Source organism: Betaproteobacteria bacterium (genome assembly GCA_016791345.1).
Classification (GTDB): Bacteria; Pseudomonadota; Gammaproteobacteria; order Burkholderiales; family JAEUMW01; genus JAEUMW01.
The window spans coordinates 1-9,867 of record JAEUMW010000069.1 but is presented as its reverse complement, the minus strand read 5'-3'; the positions used below and the strand labels follow the sequence as shown (position 1 = coordinate 9,867).

Sequence of the window (9,867 nt, the reverse complement as noted above, 5' to 3'; positions counted from 1 at the left end):
GAGCGTCCCCCGCCGCCAAGCCCGGCCGCGCGGGGACGTCGGGTCGCACCGCGACTTCTCCCGCCCGCCCTCGTGCCATCCGCGCAGCCTGACCCGCCGGCCGCGAGCTTCCGGTTGCCAGGGTTCCATCCGCCGGGGCGTCGCCCCGGTGCGTGAATGCCGCTTCTGCGTCAGCGTTCAGCGTCGGTAACGTCGGCTCGTCCGGGGCGCGCGCCGACTCGAAGCGCGAGCGGCCTCGCGGCCGCACCTCGAGCGTGCCGCCGATGGCTCTGCTCGCCAGGCGCTGCAGATAGCTCACGCTTCCAGCCGCTCCAGGTAGTAACGCCGGCGCGACGGCGAGAGGTTCAGGATGTCCGCCTCGCTCCAGCCGTAGCCGGACGCGATGACATGGATCTCGCCCAGCATGCGCACCGCCCACGCCTCGATCTCGCTCCACAGGAACGCCGCGATGTCGAAGGGACTGCGCCAGCCGTGACCGCACGCCGGGCAGGTGAGATCGAGTTCGATGTCGGCCTGCGGGTCGAGCGCCGCGCAGCGCTCTCCCACGGCTTCGAGCGCCGCGTCGGGCAGCGTCTCGCGGGCGACTTCCACGCTGCTCCAGCGTGCTTCCTGCACGCACTCGAGTGCGATGCGTCGGGCGACGTCGTCACCCTGCCCCGCGCAGCCGATGAGGTCGGCCGTGGTCGGCACGCGGAAGACGATGCGCCAGCCTTCGTGCTCGATCTCGAAACGCTGCTCCGCCGCGCTCGCGGCGTCGCAGGTCAGCGCCGGTGTCGAGACGTCGAACTCGATGTGCTCGGCGCAGGCCGGGCAGTGTGCTTCGCATGCCATGCGCTCCCCCAGCGCCGAGCGTCGCAGATCGAGCAGCAGGCGATCGCGCACACCGAGCGGCAGCGCGGCGAGCGCGGCTGCGTCCTCGTGCGTCACCGCCTCCAGCACCAGCAGCGGGCGCAGCACAGGCGCGGCGCCCTGCGCACGCTCCCACGCGTCGAGCAGCCCGCGCGCGGTAACGGAAACGAGCTGCGTCATGCCACCGGCTCGGTGAAGGTGGGCTCGGCCGGCTCCTTGATGTCGTAGTCGCGCTCCCAGCCCTCGTGCTCGAGCTTGAGCGTCTGGATCGCCACCGCATTCGCGTTGGCGTCGAGGTCGGGCTGCGCCTGGTATTCCGCCACCCAGCAGCGGAACACCTTGTAGGCGATGACGAGCTGTCCCGCTTCGTTGTACATCTCGATGATGATGTCCTTGCGGAAGTCCTTCAGCGAGACTTCGCTGCCGAGTCCGGAGGCGAAGTTCCACACCTTGTTTGCCCATTTTTCGAACTCGGTGTCGTGGGTGACGCCGCGCTCGAGCGTGATCGCCTCGTACTCGGTGCGCCCCGGCGACTTGCGGGTGGAGCTCGGATCACCGCCCTCGCGGTGCTTCACCACCTCCGTGGTGCGCTTGAGACTCGACACCTTGCTCACGCCGGCGACGTAGCGCCCGTCCCACTTCACGCGGAATTTGAAGTTCTTGTACGGATCGAAGCGGGACGCGTTAACCGTGAACTGTGGCATGGTCGTGACTCCTCGAAGTGGCGGCGCTCACGCCTGCACCTGGCCGGCGAGCTGCTGGATCTGGATGACGACGAATTCGGCGGGCTTGAGCGGCGCGAACCCGACCAGGATGTTCACCACGCCGCGGTTGATGTCGTCCTGCGTCGTCGTCTCGCTGTCGCACTTGACGAGATAGGCCTCGCGCGGACTGGAGCCCTGGAATGCGCCCTGGCGAAACAGCGTCTGCATGAAGGCGCCGACGTTGAGCCGGATCTGCGCCCACAGCGGTTCGTCGTTGGGTTCGAACACGACCCACTGCGTGCCGCGGTACAGGCTCTCCTCGATGTACAGCGCGAGCCGGCGCACCGGCAGATACTTCCACTGATCGGCGAGGCGGTCGGCGCCGCGCAGCGTGCGCGCCCCCCAGACGACACGTCCGATGCCGTCGAAGAAACGCAGGCAGTTGATGCCGAGCGGGTTGAGCTCGCCGTTCTCCTTGTCGGTGAGCTTGACGCTGAAGTCGACCACGCCGAAGAGTGTCGCCTCGATGCCAGCGGGCGCTTTCCACACACCGCGCGCGCCGTCGGTGCGTGCGATGACGCCGGCGACCGCCCCGCACGGCGCGAACGCCTTCGGCCGGTTTTCGTCCTGCGTGTCGAGCGCGACCACACGCGGAAAATAGAGCGCGGCATTCTCGCTGCGTCCCGGCCCGAAGCCCGGCGCCACCGTCGAGTCGAGACCGATGGTGGCGTCCTGCGGATCGTCCTTGTCGTTCCAGGCCGCCGGCGGGTCGACCACGAGCAGCGCGCGGCGCGCCTTGCAGTACGCGAGTGCCGAGGTCCAGGTCGCGGACGAGGGATCGGGGTTGGCTGCCGCCGGATCGTAGTGATAGGGCGGAATGCACAGCAGGTTGAAGAGATCCGCCGCATCCAGCGCGTAGATGCCGGTCTTCGGGTCGACGTCGCTGCCGATGATCTGTCCATCGCCGATGTTCGAGCCATCCCCGCCGGACACGGCGGAGGCCGTGGTGCCGGCGGTTGCCGTCGGGCGCTCGTTGACGGTCGGCACCACCGCCCGCACGAGTTTGGATTCGTCCTTGAGCACCCGCTCGACGCGGCGCAGCGCACCTGCCGCCGCGGACAGGTTGCGGAACACTTCGGTCGCGCCCTTGTCCTCGACGATCGTGAGATTGTAGAGATTCGCGTCGCCCGGATTGCTCGTGTCGTGGTCGACGATCGCAGTCAGGGCGCGGCCCCAGGTACCTGGGCTCGCGCCTTCGAGCACGATGTTGCCGGTCGCCGTCGGCAGGGTGATGGTGGCGGCGGTCGCGCCGTTGTGCACGCGCACGATGAGCGCATCGGACCCGCCGTTCAGAAAATACTGCTGCACCGCGTAGCTCAGCGCGCTGTCCGCCCACAGCCCGCCGAAGATGGCGTTGTAGTCGGCGAAACCGTGGATCATGGTCGCCTTGTTCGCAGGCCCCTTCCGCGCGCGGCCGACGAAGGCCGTGATCGAGGTGCCGACTCCGGTGATGGTGCGCACCGGGCTTGGCAGCTCTTCGATGTAGACGCCGGGATAGGTCAAAGTCGCAGGCATGGTGCGGTCTCCTCGTGACGAGAGCAGCGGGCAGACGGTGGGCAATCAGGGCGTGGCGTCGCGGCCGACGAGGATCTCGATCGCCGCCTTCTTCGTGGCATCGCCCGCCGCGAAGGTGTTCTTGATCTTGAGCCGCTTGGGCGCGACGCCGGCGAGCGCCACCGCGCCGCCGAGCAGGAAGAGCGGCGCGTCGAGCGCCACGGCGGGCGAGTCGTTGGTGCCGTCCGAGAGCTTGTAGGTGATCTCCGGCCCGTAGATCGACGATTTCACGAGCAGCAGCGAAACAGCGGCAGCGGCCGCCGGCTGGATCTCGATCACCGCCTCCGCGGCGCCGGCACCTCCCGCGTCCAGCGCGAGTTCGACCTTGTCGTAGGCTTCCGCGGCCTTCGTGCCGGTCTGCGCGACCTGTGGACCGTTCGGGATCTGCACGCTCACGCCGTACGCAATCTGCGCCATCGCTCCTCCTCGTTGTGGTTTTCCCGCAGCGAGAGCCGCTGCTTCACTTTTCCGTCGCGGCCGCAGGGCTCGCGGCGTACACGACGGTGCCGTCCGGCAGGAGCTTCTTCACCACCGTGCCTTTCTTCACCAGGCGGTCGAGCGCCATCTGCACCGTCGTCCCGGGAGCGTCCACCGCCCCTTCCCCCAGCCACCAGCGCTGCACCCCCTCGAGACTGTCCGAGGCGTTGGGATGACTGGCGAGATAGCGCCCGATGACGATGGCGATATCCGAGACTCTGGAGGGCGATTGGGTCATCCCGCGACTCCCGCTTCAGGGTGGCAGCATGGGAGCCCGTCAGGCGCAATCCCCGTGCCGCCGGCAGCCGCAGCAATAGTCGCCTTACTTCAATGTGTTACGCACAGGCATGCGGCACAGCGTGGGTTGCTTGTGACCCATGTAACAGTGTTGCCCCAGTGGCGGAGCCATGCAGAACGGGCGATTGGAGATGTGGGTCAAGACACACCCACATGGGGCGCATCGGACCCAGATAAAGCGGCGACACACCGCCGCGGTCAAGGCGCGCGATCAGACGCCGTCGCGTGCGAACTGACTGCGGTCGATGCCGTACTTCTTGAGAAGCTTGCCGAGGCTGCGCCGCTCCTTGCCGCTGCGACGCGCCGCCAGCGACACGTTGCCGTGCGTTTCGGTCAGCAGTTGCGCGAGGTACGAGCGCTCGAACTCGGCGATCGCCCGCGCCTTGGCGGCCTGGAAGCAGTCCGCGTTCTTCAGGGTGAAGGCGGCCGCCCCCGGCCCGAAGCGGTTCGGATCGAGGCTGGCCGGATCGATGTCGATCTCGCTGCCCTGGCACAGCAGGAACTCGCGATGCACCAGGTTCTCGAGCTCGCGCACGTTGCCCGGCCACTCGTAGCGGTCGAGCAGCGTGAGACTCGCGCGCGAGAGCGGCTTATCGGCGCGACCATACTGGCGGCTGAAGCGGCGGACGAAGTGGCCGGCAAGCAGCGGCACGTCGGCACGCCGTGAGCGCAGCGCAGGCATCTCCATCCCCATGATGTTGAGGCGGAACAGGAGATCCTGGCGGAACAGCCCGCGCCGGGCACGAGCACCGAGGTTCTCGTTGCTCGCCGCGATCACTCGCACGTTCGCGACCATGATCTGCTTGCCGCCCAGCGGGCGGTAGTGCTGATCCTGCAGGAAGCGCAGCAGCGCGACCTGGGCACGCGGCGTCAGCGTTTCCACCTCGTCGAGGAAAAGCGTGCCGCCCTCGGCGTCCGAGATGACACCCGTGCGCGATTCGCGGGCGTCGGTGTACGCGCCCTTCGAGTGACCGAAGAGCTCGTTCTCGATGAGATTGTCGGGAATGGCGCCGCAGTTGACGGGGATGAACGGGAAGTCCCGCCGCGCCCCGAGATAGTGAATGCCGCGTGCCGCGAGTTCCTTGCCGGTGCCGGTCTCGCCCTGAATCAGGACCGTTGCATCGCACGCAGCGTAGCGCCGGATCAGCTCCACACAACGCAGAAATGCGGATGACTCGCCGACGAGATTGAGGCGGGCCAGATCTTCCATATTGCTCCTCCTAAGGCGGCGCGCCGGCTTGATGATCTCGACGATGCATGTGCAGGCTGCGCCCTAGGGGCTTAATCCTCCCACCCTGCCGCTTACTAATGACATACGTGTTACCCCGCCATGAACCTCCCAAGATGGGAGTTTCCCGCGCTCAACGCACGAGGTCCCGGTAGGCGTGCCAGGCGCCGTGACCGATCACCGGAACGACCACGGCGAGCCCGGCGAACCAGGTGACAAAGCCCGCCGCCGCCAGCACGACGATGATGAACGCCCACAGCAGCATCGGGACAAGATTCTTTCTGAGTGCGTTCACGCTCACGATCATCGCTGTCAGTGCATCCATGCGTTCGCGGTCGAGCAGCATCGGAATCGAGACGGCGCTGGTCGCGAACACGAGCAGCGCGAAGCCGGCGCCCGCCAGCACGTAGGCGGCGACGAACACGAGCCCTTCGGGTTCCGTCACCGCGTGCGCGATCATGTCTTCCAGGCTCGGCACGCCCTTCGGAAAGAAGAGCGCCACCACGACCGACGAGATGCGCAGCCACACCGCCATCAGCAGCGCCAGGATGAGCGCGTAGAAGCCGACCGCCGGAGCATTCCGCCGCCACGCAACGAGCGTGATCGCGAGCTTGACCTCCTCCTTCAGCTCCAGACGGCGGCTGATGTCGTAGAGACCGAGGCACAGAAACGGACCGACGATCAGAAATCCGGTCACCAGCGCGAGCTCGTAGGCGGGCTCCTTGGTGACCCCGAGGAGCAGCCAGCCCATCACCGTGAACATCACGCCGTAGGCGAGACTGGCCTCGATGGCGTTGCAGAAATCGGCCCAGCCGTGGCGGAGCCAACGCATGGGTGCGTCCGTCCCGACCTCGACCACCTCGGGCCAGACGAACTCCGGGGCTGCCTCGCTCTTGCTCTCGTCCATGGATCTCCCGCTCCCTTCCGGGCCCGTGCACGGGCGTCTTGTGAGGCCGATTCTAGCGGGACTCGGCGTCGAGCGCCTCCCAGCGTGCGAGAAGATCCAGGAGTTCGCATTCGATGGCGTCGAAGCGCGCCTGGAGCGGCGCGACTTCGCTGCCGCGCTCGCGATACAGCGCAGGGTCGGCCAGCTGCTCGCCGATCGCTTTCTGCTCGGCCTCCAGCGCGGCGATACGATCGGGCAGCGTTGCGAGCTCCTGTGTTTCCTTGAAGGACAGGCGGCTGCGACGCGCTCGCGGTGGCGCTGCCGCTGCCGGCGGTGTCGCCGCCTGCGCCGCCGGCCGGGCCACCTCCGCTGCGCCGGCGCTGCGGGAGCGCATCCAGTCGTCGTAACCGCCCGCGAACTCGCGCACGGTGCCGTCGCCCTCGACGGCGATCACCTGCGTTACGACGTTGTCGAGAAAGGCGCGGTCGTGACTCACCAGGAACACGGTGCCCCGATAGCCCTGCAGCAGGTCCTCCAGCAGTTCGAGCGTGTCGATGTCGAGATCGTTGGTCGGCTCGTCCAGCACGAGCACGTTCGCCGGGCGCGAGAAGAGCCGCGCCAGCAGCAGACGGTTGCGCTCCCCGCCGGAAAGCGACGAGACCTTGGCACGTGCGCGCTCCGCTGGAAACAGGAAATCCCCCAGATAGCCGATGACGTGCCGCTTCACCCCGTCGATCTCGACGAAATCCGAACCTTGCGTGACGACGTCGGTGAGCGCGGCATCGTCATCGAGCTGCATCCGCAACTGGTCGAAGTAGGCGACGCTCACGCGCGTGCCAAGCCGCACGCTGCCCGCGTCGGGCGCGAGCTCGCCCAGGATGATCTTGAGCAGCGTCGTCTTGCCGGCGCCGTTCGGGCCGACGATGCCGACCCGATCGCCCCGCAAAATGCGCGTGCCGAAATCGCGGATCACGATGCGCTCGCCGAAGCGCTTGGCGACGTGCTGCAGTTCCGCGACGAGCTGCCCCGAGCGTTCGCCCTCCGCCAGCTCGAGCTTCACGCGACCGATGCGATCGCGACGTGCCGCGCGTTCGCGGCGCAGCGCTTCGAGGCGCCGCACCCGACCTTCGTTGCGCGTGCGGCGCGCCTCGATCCCCTTGCGGATCCAGACTTCCTCCTGCGCCAGCAGCCGGTCGAACTTCTCGTTCTGCGTGGCCTCGTCCGCGAGTTGCTTCGCCTTCGCCGACTGGTAGTCGGAAAAGTTGCCACCGAAGCTCACCAGCCGGCCGCGGTCGAGCTCGACGATGCGGGTGGCGACGCGGTCGAGAAAGCGGCGGTCGTGCGTCACGGTTATGACGGTGCCTTCGAAGCCGGAGAGAAAACGCTCGAGCCAGTCGATCGTGTCGAGGTCCAGATGGTTGGTCGGCTCGTCGAGCAGGAGCAGCCCGGGCGCCTGCACGAGCGCACGGGCGAGCGCCACGCGTCGTCGCACTCCGCCCGACAGGGTGGCCACCGGTGCATCGGCGGCCAGGGCGAGCGCGTCGAGCACGCTCTCGATGCGATGCGTCAGGCGCCAGCCGTCGCCCGCTTCGAGGCGCTCCTGCGCCCCGTGCAGACGGTCGAGCAGCGCCGCGTCGTCGTGCCCTTCGGCGAGCAAGGCGGCGAGCCGGTGGTATTCGAGCAGTTGTTCGTTCACCGCACCCAGACCTGCCGCCGCCGCCTCGAAGACCGTCAGCGCCTCGTCCAGCACCGGCTCCTGCTCCACCAGCGCGATGCGCAGATCCGATGCGCGCCAGATCTCCCCCTCATCCGCCTCGCCCTGCGCCGCCATCAGCCGCAGGAGGCTCGACTTGCCGGTGCCGTTGCGGCCGATGAGACCGATGCGCTCGCCCGCCTCGATGACGAGATCGGCATGGTCGAGCATCGGCCAGTGGCCGTAGGCAAGTGAAACCTGCTTGAGCGTAAGAATCGGCATGACCTGGGAAAGATTGCGGCGTCCGGCGCAGTCTAGCCGTCGGCATGCGAGTTGGACAGTCGATATTGCGCTGCATCACACGACGGCGGGGAATGGGCTATAGTAAGCCCCGCCACGGGTGGGCCATGCACGCGCGCGTGCATCGGGAGGCCCCGCACTTCGCATTGGGAGGGATCGGAATGAGCGAACTGAAATTCACCGAAGAGCACGACTGGCTGCGCCTGGACGCGGACGGCACGGCAACGGTCGGCATCACCGACTACGCGCAGAAGCAGCTCGGCGATCTGGTGTACGTCGGCCTGCCGGAAGTCGGCACTGCTTTCGAGCAGGGTGCGGATGCCGCGGTGATCGAATCGGTGAAGGCCGCGAGCGATCTCAAGATGCCGGTCACCGGCAAGGTGATCGCGGTCAACGAAGCGCTCGTCGACGACCCCGGGCTCGTCAACAGCGATCCGCTCGGCGCCGGCTGGTTCGTGAAGATAGCGGTCGAGGATGCCGCTGCTGCGTCGAGCCTGCTGGATGAGGCGGCCTACGCCAAGTACGTCGAGAGCCTGGAGTGATGGACCGGCCCGCGCACGCAGAGCAGCGCAGCTTCGAGGAACTCGAAGGCAGCGACGATTTCCAGCGCCGGCACATCGGACCCGACGCGGCCGACCAGGCAGCGATGCTCGCCGCCTTGGGACTCGATTCGCTCGATGCGCTGATCGACGCCGTCGTCCCGCCGGCGATCCGCGCCGTCGAGCCGCTTGCCCTCGGCGCCCCGCGCACGGAGACCGAGGTTCTCGCCGCGCTGCGCGAGATCGCCGCGCGCAACCAGGTGTTCAGGTCATACATCGGGATGGGATACGCCGACTGCCACACGCCGCCGGTGATCCTGCGCAACATCCTCGAAAATCCCGCGTGGTACACGGCCTACACGCCCTATCAGCCGGAGATCTCGCAGGGGCGGCTGGAAGCGCTGCTCAACTTCCAGACCATGATCGCCGATCTGACGGGGCTCGAGATCGCCAACGCCTCGATGCTGGACGAAGGCACTGCGGCTGCCGAGGCGATGGCGTTCTGTCGTCGCGTGTCGAAGAGCGCTGGCATGAAGTTCTTCGTCGCGAGCGACTGTCATCCGCAGACGATCGAAGTCGTGCGCACGCGCGCCGAGCCGCTGCGCATCGATATCGTCACCGGCGATCCGGAAGTCGATTTCGAGCCGCGCGAGTGCTTCGGCATCCTCCTGCAGTATCCCGCATCGTCCGGCGCGCTGCGCGACCCCTCCGCGGTCATCGCGCGCGCGCATGCGCACGGGGCACTGGCGGCAGTGGCGGCGGATCTGCTCGCCCTCACGTTGCTCAAACCGCCGGGTGAACTCGCTGCCGACGTCGCCGTCGGCAGCGCCCAGCGCTTCGGCGTGCCGATGGGATACGGCGGTCCTCACGCCGGCTATCTGGCGACGCGCGACGCGCACAAGCGACTGATGCCGGGCCGCCTCGTCGGCGTGTCGATCGACGCCCAAGGCGACCGCGCGTATCGGCTCGCGATGCAGACACGCGAGCAGCATATCCGCCGCGAGAAGGCGACCAGCAACATCTGCACGGCGCAGGTGCTGCTCGCCGTGATTGCGTCGATGTACGCGGTGTGGCACGGCCCGCAGGGCTTGCGGACGATCGCCGAGCGCGTGCACCGATTGACCGCCACGCTCGCCGCCGGCCTGCGCCGCCTGCGCTGCGACGTCGCACACGACGCCTTCTTCGACACGCTCACCGTGCGCACCGGTGCACGCGCCGCAGCCGTGCGCGCGGCCGCCCGCGCCCACCGCATCAATCTGCGCGAAGTCGATGCAGAAACC

At 67.9% G+C, this 9,867-nt stretch carries 10 protein-coding genes; 2 read left to right on the top strand and 8 right to left on the bottom strand.

All coding sequences use genetic code 11. From position 1 onward, the window contains the following. Positions 1-294: 294 nt before the first annotated feature. The 8 genes from JNK68_02680 to JNK68_02645 form a co-directional block, all read right to left on the bottom strand. The gene (locus JNK68_02680; protein MBL8539257.1) at positions 295-1,029 is read right to left on the bottom strand and encodes a hypothetical protein; all 735 of its coding nucleotides are present in this window, start codon (positions 1,027-1,029) and stop codon (positions 295-297) included. Beyond that, positions 1,026-1,553 carry a phage tail protein gene (locus JNK68_02675; GenBank protein ID MBL8539256.1) on the bottom strand — a complete coding sequence of 176 codons (528 nt, stop codon included), beginning with the start codon at positions 1,551-1,553 and terminating at the stop codon, positions 1,026-1,028. The genes JNK68_02680 and JNK68_02675 overlap by 4 nt, the downstream gene beginning before the upstream one ends. Positions 1,554-1,580: 27 nt before the next feature. Then, positions 1,581-3,128, bottom strand: coding sequence for a phage tail sheath family protein (locus JNK68_02670; protein ID MBL8539255.1), 1,548 nt, complete (start codon positions 3,126-3,128; stop codon positions 1,581-1,583). Between the two features lie 45 nt (positions 3,129-3,173). Beyond that, on the bottom strand, positions 3,174-3,584 hold the full coding sequence (locus JNK68_02665) for a hypothetical protein (protein ID MBL8539254.1): 411 nt from the start codon (positions 3,582-3,584) through the stop codon (positions 3,174-3,176). A gap of 43 nt (positions 3,585-3,627) precedes the next feature. Then, positions 3,628-3,882 (bottom strand): hypothetical protein, encoded by a 255-nt coding sequence (locus JNK68_02660; protein MBL8539253.1) that lies wholly within the window; start codon positions 3,880-3,882, stop codon positions 3,628-3,630. A 270-nt stretch (positions 3,883-4,152) separates the two neighbouring features. After that, the gene (locus JNK68_02655) at positions 4,153-5,151 is read right to left on the bottom strand and encodes a sigma-54-dependent Fis family transcriptional regulator (GenBank protein MBL8539252.1); all 999 of its coding nucleotides are present in this window, start codon (positions 5,149-5,151) and stop codon (positions 4,153-4,155) included. A gap of 151 nt (positions 5,152-5,302) precedes the next feature. Then, positions 5,303-6,076, bottom strand: a complete 774-nt coding sequence (locus JNK68_02650; protein ID MBL8539251.1) for a DUF2189 domain-containing protein — start codon at positions 6,074-6,076, stop codon at positions 5,303-5,305. Positions 6,077-6,128: 52 nt separating this feature from the next. Next, the gene (locus JNK68_02645) at positions 6,129-8,030 is read right to left on the bottom strand and encodes an ATP-binding cassette domain-containing protein (GenBank protein MBL8539250.1); all 1,902 of its coding nucleotides are present in this window, start codon (positions 8,028-8,030) and stop codon (positions 6,129-6,131) included. A 179-nt stretch (positions 8,031-8,209) separates the two neighbouring features. Between JNK68_02645 and gcvH the strand changes: the two genes are divergently transcribed. After that, positions 8,210-8,590 (top strand): glycine cleavage system protein GcvH, encoded by a 381-nt coding sequence (gene gcvH / locus JNK68_02640; GenBank protein MBL8539249.1) that lies wholly within the window; start codon positions 8,210-8,212, stop codon positions 8,588-8,590. Further along, on the top strand, positions 8,590-9,867 hold a 1,278-nt coding region (locus JNK68_02635), incomplete at its 3' end, for a glycine dehydrogenase (aminomethyl-transferring) (GenBank protein MBL8539248.1). The genes gcvH and JNK68_02635, both read left to right, overlap by 1 nt.

What these genes read in the sequence shown, in the direction of transcription:
- JNK68_02680 (MBL8539257.1), bottom strand. Translation starts at nt 1,029, where the DNA reads ATGACGCAGCTCGTTTCCGTTACCGCGCGCGGGCTGCTCGACGCGTGG.
- JNK68_02675 (MBL8539256.1), bottom strand. Translation starts at nt 1,553, where the DNA reads ATGCCACAGTTCACGGTTAACGCGTCCCGCTTCGATCCGTACAAGAAC.
- JNK68_02670 (MBL8539255.1), bottom strand. Translation starts at nt 3,128, where the DNA reads ATGCCTGCGACTTTGACCTATCCCGGCGTCTACATCGAAGAGCTGCCA.
- JNK68_02665 (MBL8539254.1), bottom strand. Translation starts at nt 3,584, where the DNA reads ATGGCGCAGATTGCGTACGGCGTGAGCGTGCAGATCCCGAACGGTCCA.
- JNK68_02660 (MBL8539253.1), bottom strand. Translation starts at nt 3,882, where the DNA reads ATGACCCAATCGCCCTCCAGAGTCTCGGATATCGCCATCGTCATCGGG.
- JNK68_02655 (MBL8539252.1), bottom strand. Translation starts at nt 5,151, where the DNA reads ATGGAAGATCTGGCCCGCCTCAATCTCGTCGGCGAGTCATCCGCATTT.
- JNK68_02650 (MBL8539251.1), bottom strand. Translation starts at nt 6,076, where the DNA reads ATGGACGAGAGCAAGAGCGAGGCAGCCCCGGAGTTCGTCTGGCCCGAG.
- JNK68_02645 (MBL8539250.1), bottom strand. Translation starts at nt 8,030, where the DNA reads ATGCCGATTCTTACGCTCAAGCAGGTTTCACTTGCCTACGGCCACTGG.
- gcvH (MBL8539249.1), top strand. Translation starts at nt 8,210, where the DNA reads ATGAGCGAACTGAAATTCACCGAAGAGCACGACTGGCTGCGCCTGGAC.